The sequence below is a fragment of the Sphingobium sp. CFD-1 genome (assembly GCF_024611115.1).
Lineage (GTDB): Bacteria > Pseudomonadota > Alphaproteobacteria > Sphingomonadales > Sphingomonadaceae > Sphingobium > Sphingobium baderi_A.
Genome location: NZ_CP084398.1, coordinates 1,401,544 through 1,417,721 on the forward strand (window position 1 = coordinate 1,401,544; position 16,178 = coordinate 1,417,721).

General features: G+C 63.1%; 18 protein-coding genes, 1 tRNA gene and 1 other RNA gene. 9 read left to right on the forward strand and 11 right to left on the reverse strand.

Going from position 1 to position 16,178, the window contains the following annotated elements; translation table 11 throughout:
- Positions 1–57 precede the first annotated feature (57 nt).
- Together LDB26_RS07260 and folK are read right to left on the reverse strand one after the other, a co-directional pair.
- Positions 58–133 (reverse strand) — tRNA-Lys (locus LDB26_RS07260).
- A 42-nt stretch (positions 134–175) separates the two neighbouring features.
- The gene (gene folK / locus LDB26_RS07265; protein WP_257541413.1) at positions 176–688 is read right to left on the reverse strand and encodes a 2-amino-4-hydroxy-6-hydroxymethyldihydropteridine diphosphokinase; all 513 of its coding nucleotides are present in this window, start codon (positions 686–688) and stop codon (positions 176–178) included.
- Positions 689–714: 26 nt separating this feature from the next.
- Here folK and LDB26_RS07270 point away from each other — a divergent pair, with 26 nt between their 5' ends.
- Positions 715–1,368 (forward strand): uracil-DNA glycosylase, encoded by a 654-nt coding sequence (locus LDB26_RS07270; protein ID WP_257542012.1) that lies wholly within the window; start codon positions 715–717, stop codon positions 1,366–1,368.
- Between the two features lie 3 nt (positions 1,369–1,371).
- Here the strand turns inward: LDB26_RS07270 and aguB are convergent, their stop codons facing one another.
- The 4 genes from aguB to rpsD form a co-directional block, all read right to left on the reverse strand.
- Positions 1,372–2,220, reverse strand: a complete 849-nt coding sequence (gene aguB / locus LDB26_RS07275; RefSeq protein WP_062065429.1) for an N-carbamoylputrescine amidase — start codon at positions 2,218–2,220, stop codon at positions 1,372–1,374.
- A 38-nt stretch (positions 2,221–2,258) separates the two neighbouring features.
- Positions 2,259–3,242 carry an agmatine deiminase family protein gene (locus LDB26_RS07280; protein WP_257541415.1) on the reverse strand — a complete coding sequence of 328 codons (984 nt, stop codon included), beginning with the start codon at positions 3,240–3,242 and terminating at the stop codon, positions 2,259–2,261.
- Positions 3,243–3,332: 90 nt separating this feature from the next.
- The gene (locus LDB26_RS07285; RefSeq protein WP_257541417.1) at positions 3,333–5,012 is read right to left on the reverse strand and encodes a M28 family metallopeptidase; all 1,680 of its coding nucleotides are present in this window, start codon (positions 5,010–5,012) and stop codon (positions 3,333–3,335) included.
- Between the two features lie 131 nt (positions 5,013–5,143).
- Positions 5,144–5,758 (reverse strand): 30S ribosomal protein S4, encoded by a 615-nt coding sequence (gene rpsD / locus LDB26_RS07290; protein WP_021246646.1) that lies wholly within the window; start codon positions 5,756–5,758, stop codon positions 5,144–5,146.
- A gap of 180 nt (positions 5,759–5,938) precedes the next feature.
- Here rpsD and LDB26_RS07295 point away from each other — a divergent pair, with 180 nt between their 5' ends.
- Positions 5,939–6,235, forward strand: coding sequence for a chorismate mutase (locus tag LDB26_RS07295; protein WP_062068798.1), 297 nt, complete (start codon positions 5,939–5,941; stop codon positions 6,233–6,235).
- Here LDB26_RS07295 and LDB26_RS07300 read toward each other — a convergent pair.
- The 4 genes from LDB26_RS07300 to rpiB all read right to left on the reverse strand — a co-directional run bounded on the left by LDB26_RS07300 (position 6,232) and on the right by rpiB (position 9,736).
- Entirely contained in the window at positions 6,232–7,305 is a 1,074-nt protein-coding gene (locus tag LDB26_RS07300) for a TrmH family RNA methyltransferase (RefSeq protein WP_082635210.1), read from the reverse strand. The two genes, LDB26_RS07295 and LDB26_RS07300, sit on opposite strands and share 4 nt — an antisense overlap.
- An 82-nt stretch (positions 7,306–7,387) precedes the next feature.
- Positions 7,388–7,849, reverse strand: a complete 462-nt coding sequence (nrdR, locus tag LDB26_RS07305; RefSeq protein ID WP_062065437.1) for a transcriptional regulator NrdR — start codon at positions 7,847–7,849, stop codon at positions 7,388–7,390.
- A 118-nt stretch (positions 7,850–7,967) separates the two neighbouring features.
- A complete protein-coding gene (gene glyA, locus LDB26_RS07310; protein WP_306812057.1) occupies positions 7,968–9,287 on the reverse strand; it encodes a serine hydroxymethyltransferase in 1,320 nt (439 codons plus the stop codon).
- 11 nt (positions 9,288–9,298) lie between these two features.
- The gene (gene rpiB / locus LDB26_RS07315) at positions 9,299–9,736 is read right to left on the reverse strand and encodes a ribose 5-phosphate isomerase B (protein WP_062065443.1); all 438 of its coding nucleotides are present in this window, start codon (positions 9,734–9,736) and stop codon (positions 9,299–9,301) included.
- A gap of 101 nt (positions 9,737–9,837) precedes the next feature.
- Here rpiB and LDB26_RS07320 point away from each other — a divergent pair, with 101 nt between their 5' ends.
- The gene (locus LDB26_RS07320; protein ID WP_062068802.1) at positions 9,838–10,035 is read left to right on the forward strand and encodes a hypothetical protein; all 198 of its coding nucleotides are present in this window, start codon (positions 9,838–9,840) and stop codon (positions 10,033–10,035) included.
- 71 nt (positions 10,036–10,106) lie between these two features.
- Here LDB26_RS07320 and LDB26_RS07325 read toward each other — a convergent pair whose 3' ends face one another.
- Entirely contained in the window at positions 10,107–10,763 is a 657-nt protein-coding gene (locus LDB26_RS07325) for an alpha/beta hydrolase (protein ID WP_062065446.1), read from the reverse strand.
- Positions 10,764–10,894: 131 nt separating this feature from the next.
- On the opposite strand from LDB26_RS07325, the gene LDB26_RS07330 reads away from it, so the two are divergent.
- From LDB26_RS07330 to LDB26_RS07355, 6 genes are all read left to right on the forward strand, one after another.
- Positions 10,895–11,950 (forward strand): cysteine desulfurase family protein, encoded by a 1,056-nt coding sequence (locus tag LDB26_RS07330; RefSeq protein ID WP_257541419.1) that lies wholly within the window; start codon positions 10,895–10,897, stop codon positions 11,948–11,950.
- The gene (locus tag LDB26_RS07335) at positions 11,917–13,041 is read left to right on the forward strand and encodes a cysteine desulfurase family protein (RefSeq protein WP_257541421.1); all 1,125 of its coding nucleotides are present in this window, start codon (positions 11,917–11,919) and stop codon (positions 13,039–13,041) included. Before LDB26_RS07330 ends, LDB26_RS07335 begins: the two co-directional genes overlap by 34 nt.
- 15 nt (positions 13,042–13,056) lie before the next feature.
- Positions 13,057–13,392, forward strand: a complete 336-nt coding sequence (locus LDB26_RS07340) for a 2Fe-2S iron-sulfur cluster-binding protein (protein ID WP_062065455.1) — start codon at positions 13,057–13,059, stop codon at positions 13,390–13,392.
- Between the two features lie 20 nt (positions 13,393–13,412).
- Positions 13,413–14,342, forward strand: a complete 930-nt coding sequence (gene blaSGM / locus LDB26_RS07345) for an SGM family class A beta-lactamase (protein WP_062065457.1) — start codon at positions 13,413–13,415, stop codon at positions 14,340–14,342.
- Positions 14,343–14,398: 56 nt separating this feature from the next.
- Positions 14,399–14,496: signal recognition particle sRNA small type (gene ffs / locus LDB26_RS07350), an RNA gene on the forward strand.
- 79 nt (positions 14,497–14,575) lie between these two features.
- A complete protein-coding gene (locus LDB26_RS07355; RefSeq protein ID WP_373886173.1) occupies positions 14,576–16,177 on the forward strand; it encodes a DNA polymerase III subunit gamma/tau in 1,602 nt (533 codons plus the stop codon).
- The last annotated feature ends 1 nt before the right edge of the window (position 16,178 follow it).

The window sequence follows — 16,178 nt, forward strand, 5'->3', positions numbered from 1 at the left end:
GGCTGCCGCTGCGCGCCTGCCGATCATTTCAGCTATCGTGTTTGAAAAGCCCGAAAATGGTGAGCCCTGCTGGGTTCGAACCAGCGACCTACTGATTAAAAGTCAGTTGCTCTACCGACTGAGCTAAGGGCCCCCGAATGAGGTTGGCCCGCACTAGTGAGGCTGATGCGGATGGTCAACCTCTTGCCGCATCTTTTGTCTTTGCTTTCAGGAGGCGGGCGCGAAGGTGCCGGATGGTAAAGCCCGACAGAGGATCACGCCATTTTGGAACGACGCTCAAGAGAGGCTTCAGAACGAAGTCCCGGCCCCGGAAGGCGGGATGGGGAATGGAGAGGGATGGGCTCTCCCAGCGGCCCCCTGACCATAGGATGATGTCGATGTCCATGGACCGCGCGCCCCATCGGCGGAATCGGCGGCGGCCCAATGCGCGTTCGATTTTCTGCAATTCCCGCAGCAGTTCTTCGGGTGACAAAGCGGTTTCCAGCAGCAGGGCGGCATTGGTGAAAACACGGCGCGACGGCCCGAGCGGGGGTGTCGTGAAAAAGGGGGAGACAAGCTGCGTTCGCCCGATGTCCGCGAGCCGCTCCATCGCGTTAGAGAGAAGCTGCGCGGGAGGGCGATTCCCCGACAATGGCCGATTGGACCCCAGGGAAAGCGCATAGGAATGAAGATGGCTTGTGCCCGGCATCTCTAAACGCCTATCTGCTTCCCAAGATGCAGGAAAGCCCTCTCCTCCAAAGCGAACCGCTTCATGATTGTCCACGCTGTCCCCGGCTCGTGGAGTTGCGGGAGGCTTGCCGCGCGGAACATCCGGATTGGTGGAATGCGCCGGTGCCTGCCTTTGGCGATCCCGATGCGCGAATCGCGATTATTGGCCTTGCGCCCGGAAAGCATGGAGCCAACCGCACGGGGCGCCCCTTTACAGGCGATTATGCAGGGGATCTTCTGTTCGCCACGCTGGCGAAATTTGGCCTGGCTGAGGGCCATTATATGGCGCGGCCGGATGACGGGCTGGTTCTGCGTGACATCATCATCATCAATTCGGTCAAATGCCTTCCTCCCCAGAACAAACCGCTCCCGGTTGAAATCCACAATTGCCGTCCCTTTTTGGCGGAGGGCGTGGCAGCCTTGCCAAAGGCGCGCACCTTCATCGCGCTGGGCCAGATCGCCCATCAGTCGGCGGTGAAAATCTTGGGAGGCAAATTGCCAAAGGCGCGTTTTGGGCATCTGGCCGAACATAGAATGCCCGATGGCCGTATTCTGATCGATAGCTATCATTGCTCCCGATATAATCAGAATACGGGGCGGCTCACCGCCGAGATGTTCGAAGCGGTGTTCGCGCGGGCGGTGGAATTGGCCCGTAACTGACGTTCAGATATCCTGGGCTATGCGGGCGTAAAGTTCCGGGCGGCGGTCCCGGAAAAACCCCATGCCCGCCCGATGCTTGCGTGCTCGCTCCAGATCGAGCGTGGCGACCAGCGCGCCACTATCCCGCGCCCCGGCTTCCGCGGCGAAATCGCCCCATTCATCCGTGATGAAACTATGACCGTAAAATGTCTGCCCATCTTCCTCGCCGATCCGGTTGGCGGCGATGACGGGCATGCAATTGCTGACGGCGTGGCCGATCATCGCGCGCCGCCACATGCGGCTGGTGTCGAGATCGGCATCATAGGGCTCCGAGCCGATAGCAGTGGGATAGAACAGCATCTCCGCGCCCATCAGCGCCATCACCCGCGCCGTTTCGGGATACCATTGGTCCCAGCATATCCCGATGCCGATGGTGCCATAGCGCGTCTCCCACACCTTGAATCCGCTATTGCCGGGGCGGAAATAATATTTCTCCTCATATCCCGGCCCGTCGGGAATATGGCTCTTGCGATAGACGCCCATGACCTCTCCCTGATCGTCGATCATGGCAAGGCTGTTGTAATAATGCTGCCCATCCCGTTCAAAGAAACTGGTTGGGATATAGACACCGCATGCCTTCGCCACCTTCCGCATTTCCTGCACGGCGGGATGGCTATTGAGCGGCTGTGCATTCGCGAAGAGGGCTTCGTCCTCGACCTTGCAGAAATAGGGGCCTTCGAACAATTCGGGCGGCAGGACGATCTTCGCGCCGCGCGCCGCGGCCTTGCCCACATGCGCGGCGACCATGTCGATATTGTTCGCCATGTCGTCGGAAAAGGCGAGCTGAAGCGCGGCAACGGTAAGCTGTGTCAATGTCTTGCTCCGTCAGAAATGCGGATATGCGGCTTCGATCAGGCCGACGGCATCTGTTGGCTGGTGCAGTGAAAACTGCCGCCGCCTGACAATATGGCGTCGCTGGGCAGGCCGACAATATCCCGGCCCGGAAAGAAGGGGCGCAGCGCATCCAGCGCCGCCTGATCGTTTGCGCTGGCATAGATGGGCACGATGACGGCGGCGTTGCCGATGTAGAAATTCATATAGCTTGCCGGAATGGCCTCCCCATCCACTGTGATCCGGCCGGGGGAGGGGATGGGGGCGATTTCCACGCCATGCGCCTTGGCCCGCGCTTTGGCATCGGCATATATGGCGGCGTTGGGATCGTCCTGGCCATAGGGCTCCGGCAGTGCCAGCACGCCTGACGCGACGAAGCGCGCCAGATTGTCCACATGTCCGTCCGTGTGATCGTTTTTCAGGCCATCGCCCAGCCACAACATATCCGACAGGCCCAGCGAGCCGGCCAGCAGCGTTTCGATCTTACCCCGGTCAAGGTCCGGGTTGCGATTGGGGTTGAGCAGGCATTGCTCGGTGGTGACGAAAAGGCCGCTGCCGTCGGTGTCGATAGCGCCGCCCTCTAACACCCAATGTTGCGTGTCGGTGGGCCAATCGGTCGTGGCGGCCAGCCGCGCACCGATGTCCTCGTCGCCGTCCATCTGATATTTGCCGCCCCAGCCGTTGAAGCCGAAATCGACCAGCGCGCGGGCGTGTCCGTTGGACACGGCAATCGGCGCCGTGTCGCGCAGCCACACATCGCCCAGCTTCTGCACGATGATGGTGACGCCCGGATGGACCAGCTTCCGGGCGAAGTCAGCATCGGCCTCATCGGCGACGACCAGCCGGACTTCCTCGCCGCGTCCGTCCGCGTGAACGGCATTGGCGAAGTCGGCGATCTGCCGCCGCGCTCCGTCAAAAGCGCCGGGCCATTCGGCGGGATTGGTCGGAAAGCCGATCCATACCCAGTCATGTGGCGCCCATTCGGCAGGCATTCGGAAGCTCATCACTGTCCTTTCGGGGGAATTGTCGGCGGCCCCTTAGCAGCAGCAGCGGAAAAGGGGGAGCGTCATTTCACGGGACGCTCCCCCTGATGCTTATTGCCCGGCGCGGCTTTTGTCGCGGATGGCGCGGAACTCGTCACCTGCCACCCAATTGGGCCAGTCCGCTGTATTGGCGAGCGCCCGGCCGACATCGAAGTAGAGCTGAAGGTCGGCTTCCACGCCGCTCCAGTCCCAATGGGGATCATATTCATCCTTGGGACCGTGATAGCGATGTTCGGTATAATCCTCCGCCGCGGCCATGCCCGCAGCCGTCCCGCCCTTCACCAGATCCTCGCCGCCTTCAAAATAGAGCATCGGGACGCCATGCTTGGCAAAGCTGAAATGGTCGGAACGATAATAGAAGCCCTTTTCCGGCGTCGGCTCGACGGTGGCAACCCGGCCTTGTGCCGCCAATGCTCGGTTCAGATAGGCGTCGAGGTCCGACTTACCCTTGCCGATCACGACCACATTCTTCGCCGGTCCCGCCATGCTGAGCGCGTCCATGTTGACGCCGCCAACCGTCTTCCCAAGCGGAAAGACGGGGTGATCGCCATAATAGGCCGACCCCAGCAGCCCCGATTCCTCCCCCGTCACGGCCAGGAATACCTGACTGCGATCGGTCGGCCCTGCTTTCACATTCGCCTCCGCCAACGCTACAAGCGCCGCCGTGCCGGTCGCATTGTCGACCGCGCCATTGCAGATGTCGTCACCGTCCGGCGCGGCCTGACAGCGGCCCAGATGGTCCCAATGCGCGCTGTAGAGCACATATTCATCGGGCCGCGTCTTGCCGGGCAGCAGGGCGACGACATTCTTCGACATATGCTTGCGAAGGTCATTGTCGAAGGAGAGGGACGCCTTGACGCCCTTCAGGGGAACTGCCTTGAAGCCCGGTTTCTTCGCCTGCGCCATCAGCGTATCGAGATCAAGGCCAGCACTGGTCATCAAAGCAGCCGCCTTGTCCTTCTGTATCCAGCCGATCGCGGCGGACTGGTCGGCGTTGCCGTTCGCGTTGTCGGCGACTTGCTGCGCGCCGGTCCAGCTCGACTGCACGACATTCCAGCCGTAGGCCGCGGGCACTGTATCATGGACGATGATCGCCGCTGTGGCGCCCTGTCGCGCGGCCTCCTCGAACTTGTAGGTCCAGCGGCCATAATAGGTCATGGCTCGGCCGTTGAACGGTCCATCCAGCCCTGTCATCTCATAGTCGGGATCATTGACCAGAATGATGACGGTCTTTCCCTTCACATCCAGCCCGGCATAATCGTTCCAGCCCTTCTCCGGGGCGTTGATGCCATAGCCGACGAACACGACCGGACTATCCTTCACCTCGACATGCGGCTGGGCCGTGCGATAGGTGGCGACCACCATTTCGGGGCCATAGGCGGCCGAAACGGCGCTGTTGCCGCCAGTGAAGGACAGCGCCGACACATTCTTCGCCGAAATCTCGACCAACGGCACATCCTGGAACCAGCTGCCCTTGTTGCCGGGTTGGAGACCAAGCTTCCCGAATGCGTCTGACAGCAGAGCCAGCGTTTTTTCCTCGCCCACCGTGCCGGGGGCGCGGCCCTCGAACGCATCGGAGGATAATTCCTTCACCAGCCGCTTCATGGTGTCGAGGGACGGCTGCGCCGCTGCCTTCCCGGTTTTTGCGGGTGTCGCGGCGTGGCCGGGTGGGCTGATCGAAAGGGAGGGAAGGGCAAAGACTGCGACCAAAGCCGCCAGAGAGCTACGCATGACAAAACCCTCGCAAGATTGTGATAGGTGCGTGATGCCAGCCGTTGCCATGACGCGCAAGATTGTTGCGCGAAAAAGAAAGGGCGACCCAAAGGCCGCCCTCTCGCGATTTGGAACTGTTGGGAAACCGATCAGCGCGAATAGAATTCGACGACCAGATTGGGTTCCATCTTCACCGGATAGGGCACCTCGTCCAGCGTTGGAACGCGGACATAGCTGACCTTGGCGGCGCCGTCAGGGGCGACATAGTCGGGAATGTCGCGCTCGGGCAGGCTCTGCGCTTCCAGAACCAGCGCCATTTCCTGCGCCTTCTTGCCCAGAGTGATTTCGTCGCCCGGCTTCACCAGACGCGACGCGATGTTGCACTTCACGCCGTTCACATAGATGTGGCCGTGCGAAACGATCTGCCGGGCCGAGAAGATGGTCGGCGCGAACTTGGCGCGATAGACGACCGCGTCCAGACGGCGCTCCAGCAGGCCGATCAGGTTCTGGCCGGTGTCGCCCTTCATGCGGGCGGCTTCGATATAGTTCTTCTTGAACTGCTTTTCGGTGATGTCGCCGTAATAGCCCTTCAGCTTCTGCTTGGCGCGCAGCTGAATGCCATAGTCGGACATCTTGCCTTTGCGACGCTGGCCGTGCTGGCCGGGGCCATATTCACGCTTGTTGACCGGGCTCTTCGGGCGACCCCAGATGTTCTCGCCCATGCGGCGGTCAAGCTTGTACTTGGCGCTGGTGCGCTTCGTCATAGATAATTCCTTACAATCGCTAACAACGTTATTCCCGGTCGTCGCCTGCTTGCCTCAAAAAGGGGCAGGGCCACCGCTTCACCGGGATGCGGGACCAATCGCGAAGGCGCGCCTATGAAGAAGGGGGCCGATGATGTCAACCCTCGACAGGGCGCCGCTCTGGGCTTAGGCAGCCTGCTCATGAACCCCGAAAGCTATACGACCATGGCGCAGGTCCGCGCCGGCGTGGATGAAATCGACCGGCAGATCGTGGCGTTGCTCGCCCAGCGCTTCGCCCATATGCGCGCCGCCGCCCGGATCAAGCCGGAACGCGGGCACGTCCGCGACGAGGAACGCAAGGCGCTGGTCATCGCCAACGCCCGCGACGAAGCGGAAAGACTGGGCGCGCCCGGCGATGCGGTTGCGGCGCTGTGGGATCAGCTTGTCGAAGCTTCCATCGCTTATGAGATGGACGAGTTCGACCGCCTGAAAGGCTAACGCTCCCGTGGATTGCCGAGCGCGGACAGTACGCCGCGCAGGGTCCGCACCTCCAGATGGTTCCAGCCTGGCTTGGTGAGCAGGTTCCGCAGCGTCCGCTTGGTCGCGGGCGCACGGTCGGGCGGGAAGAAATAGCCCGCCTTGTCGAGCAGTGCTTCAAACTGCGCGATCATCCCTTCAAGCTCCATCTGCGGAGCCGGCTCGCCCAGATCGACCACGGTCGGCTGCTCCAGCGCAGCCTGCTTCGACCATTCATAGGCGCATAATATCACGGCCTGCGCCAGATTGAGCGACCCGAACTCCGGATTGATCGGCACGGTCAGGATCTTGCGGGCCAACGCCACGTCCTCCGTTTCCAGCCCCGACCGCTCCGGTCCGAAGACATAGGCGCAGCGCCCCTGCGCGGCATGAATTTCCCGCGCCGCTTCCTCTGGCGTCACGACCGGCTTGGTCACGCCGCGCTTGCGGACCGTCGTCGCATAGACATGCGCGCAATCGGATACGGCGTCGGCCAGATTCTCGAAAACCATGGCCTTGTCGAGCACGATGTCCGCGCCCGCCGCCGAAGGCCCCGCATCGGGATTGGGCCAGCCGTCACGCGGAGATACCAGCCGCATCTCCGTCAGGCCAAAGTTCAGCATGGCCCGCGCCGCCTTGCCGATATTCTCGCCTAGCTGCGGACGGACAAGGACGATGACGGGGGAGGCCGCAGGGCTATTTTCAGTGTGCTTGTCATTGCTTTCCTCCGTTCGCCCTGAGCGAAGTCGAAGGGCGCTGCTGAGCGCAGGCGAAGTATGTGAAACGGCCGCCTTCTTCAATTTTTCCCAGTTCCCTGCAATCAACGCTTCCTTCTTCTTGCGCGACCAGCTCTTGATCTGGAGTTCGCTGGCAAGCGCTTCGGCGCGAGTTTCAAATTGTGCGGACCACAAAATTTCTACGGGACGGCGGTCCAACGTATAACCCTTGATCTCGCCGGATTGGTGCTGACCCAGACGCTTTTCGAGATCATCGGTGTGGCCCGTATAATAGGAACCGTCCGAACATCGCAGGATATAGGCGTAAAATCCCATTGCGGTTCAACAGTATCGCCTCGATCGACCTTGCCCTTCGACTTCGCTCAGGGTGAACGGAAAGAGTGTAGATGTCGTCACCTCACTCACTCCCGACTTCCTTCACGGTACTGGCGAAATCCTCGAAATCCCGCGCGTCGGTGAAGTCCTTATAGACGCTGGCGAAACGGATATAGGCCACGCTGTCGAGCCGTTTCAGCCCCTGCATGACCATCTCGCCGATGGAACGGGCGGGGATTTCGCTGTCGCCGCTGGTTTCCAACTGGCGCTGAATGCCGGAAATCAGCTTTTCCAGACGGCTTGGGTCAATCGGCCTTTTGCGGCAGGCGATGTCGATGGATCGCGCCAGCTTGTCGCGGTCGAACGCTTCCTTGCGCCCCTCACTCTTCATCACCCAGATGTCACGCAACTGTATCCGCTCGAAGGTTGTGAAGCGCGCGCCGCAAGCTTCGCACTGCCGCCGACGGCGAATGGCGTTGCCATCCTCCGTCGGGCGGCTGTCCTTTACCTGACTGTCTTCATGCGAGCAGAAAGGGCAACGCATTCACAAACTCCGTTCGTTTCGCGCTTGTCGAAAAACGCTTGGCGCTTGCCGCGTCTCGGTCTGTCCTGAACGCCTGCCTTTGCAGGCAGTCGAAGGGTTCGACACGAACGCTCCTGGGTTAATCCGCGTAGATCGGGAAGCGGGCCGTGAGCGCCGAAACGCGCTCGCGCACATTGGCCTCGACTGCCGCATCGCCAGCCTCTCCCTTGTCGCGCAGCCCTTCGAGCACATCGGCGATCATGTCGCCGATCGCCTCGAACTCCGCCACGCCGAACCCGCGCGTCGTGCCCGCGGGCGAACCCACGCGGATGCCGCTCGTCTTGGTCGGGGGCAGGGGATCACCCGGTACGCCATTCTTGTTGCAGGTTATGAAGCTGCGCTCCAGCGCTTCGTCCGCATCCTTGCCCGAAATGCCGTAGGGTCGCAGGTCGATGAGCGCCAGATGCGTATCCGTGCCGCCCGAAACCACGGCCAGCCCACGCTGTTCCAGCTTACCGGCCAGCGCCTTGGCGTTGGTCACGATGGCCTGGGCGTAGGTCTTGAACTCAGGCCGCAACGCTTCGCCGAAAGCGACCGCCTTCGCCGCGATGACATGCATCAGCGGACCGCCCTGCAAGCCGGGGAACACCGCCGAATTGATCTTCTTCGCGATGGCTTCGTCATCGGTCAGGATCATGCCGCCGCGCGGCCCGCGCAGCGTCTTGTGCGTAGTGGTGGTGACGACATGGGCATGGCCGAAGGGCGTTGGATGCGCGCCGCCCGCCACCAGACCGGCGAAGTGCGCCATGTCCACCATGAACAGCGCGCCTACCTTGTCCGCGATGGCCCGGAACCGGGCGAAGTCGATATGGCGCGGATAGGCGCTGCCCCCCGCGATGATGATCGTCGGCTTGCTTTCCACCGCCATCGCTTCGACCACGTCATAGTCGATCAGATGTGTGTCCTCACGCACGCCATATTGCACGGCATTATACCATTTGCCTGACATGGCGGGCTTTGCGCCGTGGGTCAGATGGCCGCCCGCGTCCAGCGACAGCCCCATGATCGTGTCGCCCGGCTTGGTCAGCGCCAGCATCACCGCGCCATTGGCCTGCGCGCCCGAATGGGGCTGCACATTGACGAAGCCGCAGTTGAAAAGCTGCTTCGCGCGGTCGATTGCAAGCTGCTCCACCTCATCCGAAGGGGCGCAACCCTGATAGTAGCGCTTGCCCGGATAGCCTTCCGCATATTTGTTGGTGAAGACGGACCCTTGCGCCTCCAGCACCGCCTTGCTGACGATATTTTCCGACGCGATCAGCTCTATCTGGTTCTGCTCGCGCTTCAGTTCGTGGGTGACGCCCGCGAAGACCGCCGGATCGGCATCGGCCAGGCTGCGCGTGAAATAGCCTTCCGAACGGATGTCGGACAGGTCAGGCTGGGTGAGGGTTGCTGTGCTCATCTCAAGTCCTTTCAGAGCGCGGGCTGGGACAGTTTATCGACGCGGCCGGCATGGCGCCCGCCGCCGAAATCGGTAGTCAGAAAAGCGGTGACACAGGCCTTTGCCATGTCGACGCCGGTCAGGCGCGCGCCCATGGCAAGGACATTGGCGTCATTATGCTCGCGCGCCAGGGCTGCGGAAAGCGGTTCCCCGACCAGCGCGCAGCGACAGGCGGGATTGCGGTTGACCGCGATGGAAATGCCGATGCCGGAGCCGCAAAGCGCGATGCCCCGCTCGGCAGAGCCGGATGCCACGGCAGACGCCAGCTTGTAGCCATAGTCGGGATAGTCGACCCGGTCGGCGGTCGCAGGGCCAAGGTCGTCCACCTGATGCCCCTCGGCGCGCAGCCATTCCGCGAGTTCCGCCTTCAGATCGACAGCGGCATGATCGGAAGCAATGGCGATTTTCATCGGATATATCCCTTCACCGCTCGGGTGATTCGTTTCACGCGCCTCTTAGGCGGAGCGGCGGCGGATTGCCACAGTCCACCGCCATGCTTATGGCCCTTTCCATGGCAGGCACGATTTTATCCATTTTGATGCTGGCGGGGGTTCTCCTGACCAGCGGAGGCATCTACGCCATCGTGAAGAAGCGCGACCGGAAGCGGGGCGTGCTGATGATTGTCGCGGGCATCGTCATGTTCGCCAATGTCGCGATCTCCGCCATTCCGGGACCGGACCTGCCCGGTCTGGAAAATGCCAGCCGCTGATCCGGCTAGCGCGGCCATAGAAAAAGGGACCACCCGACGGCAGCCCCTTCACATTCTGGCCAGTGCGGGTCTCAGCGAATGGGCGAATCCGGCGACAAGCGCATGTCCAGATAATTGTCGACCGACTTCATGAGCTGATCCAGTTCATGCTCGAAAAAATGGTTCGCGCCACGGATTTCGTCATGATGAATGGTGATGCCCTTCTGGGTCCGCAGCTTGTCGACCAGCTTCTGCACGGCGCTGGCGGTCACTACTTCGTCCGCCGTTCCCTGCACGATGATGCCGGAAGCGGGGCAGGGGGCCAGGAACGAGAAGTCATACATATTGGCCGGCGGCGCGACCGAGATGAAGCCGCGAATCTCCGGCCGCCGCATCAGCAACTGCATCCCGATCCACGCGCCGAAGGAAAAGCCCGCGATCCAGGTCGTCTGCGCCTCGGGATGGAAGCTCTGCACCCAATCGAGCGCCGCGGCGGCGTCGGACAGTTCGCCGATGCCATTGTCGAACGTGCCCTGGCTGCGGCCCACGCCACGGAAATTGAAGCGCAGGACGGCAAAGCCCCGCTTCACAAACGTCTTGTAGAGCGCCTGCGTGATGCGGTCGTTCATCGTGCCGCCGCCCTGCGGGTGGGGATGCAGGATCATCGCGACAGGCGCGCGGGGGCGGGGCGGAGGGCTGAAACGACCCTCAAGGCGACCTTCGGGTCCGGGGAAAATTACGTCGGGCATGGCACCTGTTATCGTTATGGCCGCCGGGCGGCTGATGGATGCGTGGGACGCGGACAAGCCTTTGCTGGCGCTGCGCCGCAGACAGCCTATATAGAGGGCGCGACCATTTCCGCAATCAATGAGTATCCCCCTTGGCCGCCGACCGTCTCTATCTGGATCATGCCGCAACCACGCCAATGCTGGCGGAGGCGAAAGCCGCGATGATCGAAGGGCTGGAGCGATGGGCCAATCCGTCCAGTCCCCATGGCGACGGCCGCGCCGCCCGCGCCGCACTGGAGGATGCGCGGCGGCGGATCGCGGGCGCGCTCGGCTGGGATGGCCACGTCATCTTCACCTCCGGCGCCAGCGAAGCGATCGCCATCGGCCTGACCCGGGCAAAGGCAAAGTGCGTTCTCACGTCCCCCGTCGAACATGATGCCGTGCTGCGCGTGACGCCGCTGGCGGAACGGATGGCGGTGGATGCCGATGGCATCGTTGACACGGCCTCCCTGCCTCCTGGGCTTGTCGAAGGGCGATCCAGCCCGATCCTCGCCATCCAGCACGTCAATAATGAAACCGGCGTGATCCAGCCGCTCGACCGGATCGGGCGCGATACCGGTCTGCTCTTCGTCGATTGCGCGCAAAGCGCGGGCAAGCTGCCCCTGCCAGATGCCGACATGATCGCGATCGGCGCGCATAAATTCGGTGGGCCTCCGGGCATGGGCGCATTGCTGATCCGCGATCTGGCGTTGCTGGAGCCAAGCGGCGGGCAGGAACAGGGCTACAGGGCGGGAACGGAAAACCTCCCCGGCATCCTCGCCATGGCTGCCGCGCTGGAGGCGCGCGGCGACTGGCTCCCTGCCGCGAGGCAATTGCGCGCCCGGCTGGATGCCGGGATCGAGGGGGCGGGCGGGCAAGTCATCGCCCGCAACGCCTCGCGCATCGCCTCCATCGCCAGCTACCGGATGCCTGGTCTGTCGGCCCGCGCTCAGCTTATCCAGTTCGACCTTGCAGGCATTTCGGTGTCTGCGGGCAGCGCCTGCTCCTCCGGTTCGCTCAAGACCAGCCACGTCCTGCGCGCCATGGACTATGACGAAACGGCGGCGGGTGAGGTGGTCCGCGTCAGCTTCGGCCCCACGACCGGGGAGGCGGACATAGACCGCTTCCTCATGCAATGGACCGCCATGGCGGAGCGTGCGCGGTCATGACCATCTATCTCGATTATCAGGCCACAACCCCACCCGCGCCCGAAGTCTTTGACGTCATGGCGCCGTTATTGCGCGACCAGTTCGCAAACCCCCACAGCGCTCATCGCCTCGGCCGCGCCGTCGCCGCGCAGGTAGAGGTCGCTCGCGAGGAGGTGATGCGATTGCTCCCTCCCGATGGGCGCCTGCTCTTCACCTCCGGCGCGACTGAGGCGCTGAACATGGCCATTCAGGGCATAGGGGCCGGCCGCATCGTCACCATCGCGACGGAACATGCCGCAGTGCTGGATACGGTCGATGCTTTGGCGCGGGACGGGCGCGAGGTCACGGTCCTGCCGGTGGGACCGGGCGGTCTGGTCGATATGGACGCCGCGAGGCAGGCGATCGCGCCCGGCGTCGCGCTGGTCGCGGCGATGCTGGTCAATAATGAGATTGGCGTCGTTCAGCCCGTCGAGGCCCTCGCGGAACTTGCCCACGCCGCCGGAGCCCTGTTCCTGTGCGACGCCGTGCAAGGCTATGGCCGCGTCCCCATCCCTCCACCCTGCGACATGATCGCTGTCAGCGGCCACAAGATCCACGGCCCCAAGGGGATCGGCGCGCTCTGGATCAGGGACGGCGTGACCCTCCGCCCGCTCATCCACGGGGGTAGGCAGGAAGGGGGATTGCGATCCGGGACACTCTCTCCCGCGCTTTGCGCTGGCCTCGGCATGGCGGCCCGGTTGATGCGGGAACGTGCCGACACGGATCGCGCCCATGTCGAATCGCTTTGGCAACGGGCGCGGACGCTGTTCAGCGACTGGGCGCTCAACGGCGACGCCGACCGGCGCTATCATGGCAATCTCAACCTGCGGCGTGATGGAATCGATGGCTCGCGCCTGTTGTCCGATTGCCGCAATGTCGCTTTTTCGCTCGGCAGCGCTTGCGCGAGCGGGTCGGGTCGGCCTAGCCATGTGCTGCGCTCGCTCGGTCTTTCGGACAGGCAGGCGCGGGGATCGGTGCGGATCGGCTTTGGCCGTTATACGACACAGGCCGAATTGGAGGATGCTGCACAGGCGATCAATAAGGCGGCGGGCATGCAAGGCGCGTCGCGATAAGGGAGCGTCGCACCTATGACCAGGGTAACCTTCATCAGCGCCGATGGCGAAAGCAGGCAGGAGGTTGACGCGCCCGCCGGCTCGGTCCTTCTGAACGTCGCGCAGGCGGCCGGGCAGCCGCTTGAAGGCACTTGCGAAGGGCAAATGGCCTGCTCCACCTGTCATGTGATCGTCGACGCCGCCGATTTTTCCAGACTCCCCCGGGCGACGGAGGAGGAGGAGGACATGCTTGACCTTGCCGCTTCCGCGACGCGCACCAGCCGCCTTTCCTGCCAGATCGTGCTGGATGCGGCGCTGGAAAGCCTGACTGTCCGTATTCCGCCCGAAACCTACAACATGCAGGGTATGTGAGAATTGCCATGAAACATCCGATGCGCCTTGCGTTGCTGACGGCTTGCGCGTTGCTCGCCGCCGCTCCGTCTCTTGCACAGGACAGCGAACGACCTTCGCTGATGCCGCCTGCGCCGCGTTATGTGATTCCCGAATCCGCGCTGAAAACCGTCCGCAATCCCAAGATGATCGAGGAGGAAACGGGCGGCCGCCTGGGAGTTGCGTTGGTCGACAGTTCGGGCGCGCTCATCCTTGGCTTCAATCGTGACGATCGCTTCGCCATGTGCTCGACCTTCAAGGCACCCTTGGCAGCCGCCATCCTGCTGGGCGCGGAAGGCGGCAAGTTCGGACTGGAAGGACAGGTGTCCCTCACGAAGGACGACCTTCTTTCCCATGCTCCGGTCGTGAAGCAGAATCTGAAACGCGGCCGCCTGTCGATGGAGGAACTGGCGGCGGCGGCCGTGGAAGTCAGCGACAACAGCGCCGCCAATCTGCTGCTGCCCATGATCGGTGGGCCAGAGGGGCTGACGGCCTTCTTCCGCGCCCATGGCGACAGCCTTTCGCGTCTCGACCGCAAGGAACCGGATCTTAATGAGAATGAAGCGGGCGATCCTCGCGACACGACCAGCCCGGCGGCGATGGCCGGACTGATGGCGCGCCTTCTGTTCAAGGACATGAAACCGGAAAGCGCCGAGAAACTGCGGAGCTGGCTCGACCAGAGCAAGACCGGCGATCACCGGATAAAGGCGGGCCTGCCGGAAGGATGGACATCGGGCAGCAAGACCGGAAGCTGCGGCACGGCCTATAATGACGTGGCGCTCGTCAAATCGCCCACGGGCGCGGAATATCTGCTGGCGATCTACCTCGACCGTCCGACCGTGGATGAAGCGAAGGCCGAAGCCGCGATTGCCGAAACGGCTGCGTCCGCGCTGGATTTCGTCGCGCAGGCCAAGCGCAGCGGGCCGGAATGACCGCGCCGCCTTCTTTCCACCCCTTGCCATACCCGGCGCACTTCGCCATATGCCGCGCCGGGAGTCGGGCGGACGTGATCGTCGCCAACCTGGTCAGGTCCTGACGGAAGCAGCCACAACGATTTCGTCACGGGTCGTTCCGGCTCCCACCCTCCTCCATGGTCGTGCGATCATAATCCCAAGAGGCTTTTGCGGCTTCGACAGTATCGTTCCAAGCCGCTAGATTGCACCCCATGTCCGATTCCCCCCAGCCCTATCGCGTTCTTGCGCGCAAATACCGCCCGCGCAGTTTCCATGAGCTGATCGGGCAGGACGCCATGGTTCAGACGCTAGGCAACGCCATCAAGCGCGGGCGACTGGCTCATGCCTTCCTGATGACGGGCGTGCGCGGGGTGGGCAAGACGTCGACCGCGCGCCTCATCGCCAAGGCGCTGAACTGCATCGGCCCGGACGGGCAGGGCGGTCCCACCATCGATCCCTGCGGCGTCTGCGAACCCTGCAAGGCGATTGCCGAAGGGCGCCACATCGACGTCATCGAAATGGACGCCGCCAGCCATACCGGCGTCGACGACGTGCGCGAGATCATCGAGGCGGTGCGTTATTCCGCCGTCTCCGCGCGCTACAAGGTCTACATCATCGACGAAGTCCACATGCTCTCGAAGAACGCGTTCAACGCGCTCCTCAAGACCCTGGAGGAACCGCCGGCACATGTGAAATTCCTCTTCGCCACGACCGAAGTGAACAAGGTGCCGGTGACGGTCCTCTCGCGCTGCCAGCGGTTCGACCTGCGCCGCATTCCGGCCGATCTGCTCGCCAGCCACTTCACCCATGTGGTGGAGGTGGAAGAAGTCGCGGCCGAACCCGATGCGCTGGCTCTGATCGCGCAGGCGGCGGAAGGCTCCGCCCGCGATGGCCTGTCGATCCTGGATCAAGCCATAGCCCACGCCGAAATGGGTGATGGCGCACCGCTCGTCACCGCCGCGCAGGTGCGCGAGATGTTGGGCCTTTCCGATCGCGGCTCCGTGCGCCGCCTTCTGGGCCTTTTGCTGGAGGGGGAAACCGCGCCGCTGCTCGCTGCCGCCCGCGATCAATATGCTCTGGGTGTCGAGCCGCTCTCGCTCATGCGCGGACTGCTGGAACTGGTCCACGCCGTCACGTTGGTCAAGGCGGGGCGCGACATCGCCAGCCCCGGCCAGTCTGTCGAGGAACGGGAAGCCATTGCCGAATGGGCCTCGCAACTCGGTTTCGCGCCGCTCCATCGCCTGTGGCAGCTTCTGCTCAAAGGGCATGACGAGGTGGCAAGCGCCATCCTCCCCATCGAAAGCTGCGAAATGGCATTGCTGCGCGTGATGCACGCCGCCACGATGCCGGACCCCGGCGAAATCGCCCGGATGTTGCGCGAGGGTGGGCCGGTGGCGACCAACGGGCCCGCCGCATCCCTGGAATCCTCATCCGGTTCTTCGACAAAGCTACCCGCCAGCTTCGACGATCTGATCGAAGCCTTCTGGCAGCACGGCAAAGGTCAGTTGGCGCAAGAGCTTCACGATTGCGTCGGCCTTGTCCGTTATGCCGCGCCCGAACTCGACTACAAGGCCACGCCAGCCCTCTCATCCGACTTCACCGCCCGCCTGACGCCCGCCTTGCGCGAAGTCACGGGCGTCGCATGGCGTGTCGCGCAAAGCGATGGACCGGCTGCACCCACCTTGCTGGAGCAGGAACAACGCAAGGCGGCGGAAGAACGCGCCGTCATTCTGGAAACCCCGGTGGTAAAGGCCGCAATGGCGGCCTTCCCCGATGCCGAGCTGGATGAAAAGCTCGAACAATGGAGTGCATGAG

Bases quoted from the DNA above. Each gene is read 5' to 3' on its own strand.
- LDB26_RS07285 (WP_257541417.1), bottom strand. From the start codon at position 5,012: ATGCGTAGCTCTCTGGCGGCTTTGGTCGCAGTCTTTGCCCTTCCCTCC.
- LDB26_RS07270 (WP_257542012.1), top strand. From the start codon at position 715: ATGCAGGAAAGCCCTCTCCTCCAAAGCGAACCGCTTCATGATTGTCCA.
- blaSGM (WP_062065457.1), top strand. From the start codon at position 13,413: ATGCGCCTTGCGTTGCTGACGGCTTGCGCGTTGCTCGCCGCCGCTCCG.
- folK (WP_257541413.1), bottom strand. From the start codon at position 688: ATGCCGGGCACAAGCCATCTTCATTCCTATGCGCTTTCCCTGGGGTCC.
- rpsD (WP_021246646.1), bottom strand. From the start codon at position 5,758: ATGACGAAGCGCACCAGCGCCAAGTACAAGCTTGACCGCCGCATGGGC.
- rpiB (WP_062065443.1), bottom strand. From the start codon at position 9,736: ATGAAAATCGCCATTGCTTCCGATCATGCCGCTGTCGATCTGAAGGCG.
- nrdR (WP_062065437.1), bottom strand. From the start codon at position 7,849: ATGCGTTGCCCTTTCTGCTCGCATGAAGACAGTCAGGTAAAGGACAGC.
- LDB26_RS07355 (WP_373886173.1), top strand. From the start codon at position 14,576: ATGTCCGATTCCCCCCAGCCCTATCGCGTTCTTGCGCGCAAATACCGC.
- LDB26_RS07335 (WP_257541421.1), top strand. From the start codon at position 11,917: ATGGACCGCCATGGCGGAGCGTGCGCGGTCATGACCATCTATCTCGAT.
- LDB26_RS07340 (WP_062065455.1), top strand. From the start codon at position 13,057: ATGACCAGGGTAACCTTCATCAGCGCCGATGGCGAAAGCAGGCAGGAG.
- LDB26_RS07295 (WP_062068798.1), top strand. From the start codon at position 5,939: ATGAACCCCGAAAGCTATACGACCATGGCGCAGGTCCGCGCCGGCGTG.
- LDB26_RS07300 (WP_082635210.1), bottom strand. From the start codon at position 7,305: ATGGGATTTTACGCCTATATCCTGCGATGTTCGGACGGTTCCTATTAT.
- LDB26_RS07325 (WP_062065446.1), bottom strand. From the start codon at position 10,763: ATGCCCGACGTAATTTTCCCCGGACCCGAAGGTCGCCTTGAGGGTCGT.
- LDB26_RS07280 (WP_257541415.1), bottom strand. From the start codon at position 3,242: ATGAGCTTCCGAATGCCTGCCGAATGGGCGCCACATGACTGGGTATGG.
- LDB26_RS07320 (WP_062068802.1), top strand. From the start codon at position 9,838: ATGGCAGGCACGATTTTATCCATTTTGATGCTGGCGGGGGTTCTCCTG.
- glyA (WP_306812057.1), bottom strand. From the start codon at position 9,287: ATGAGCACAGCAACCCTCACCCAGCCTGACCTGTCCGACATCCGTTCG.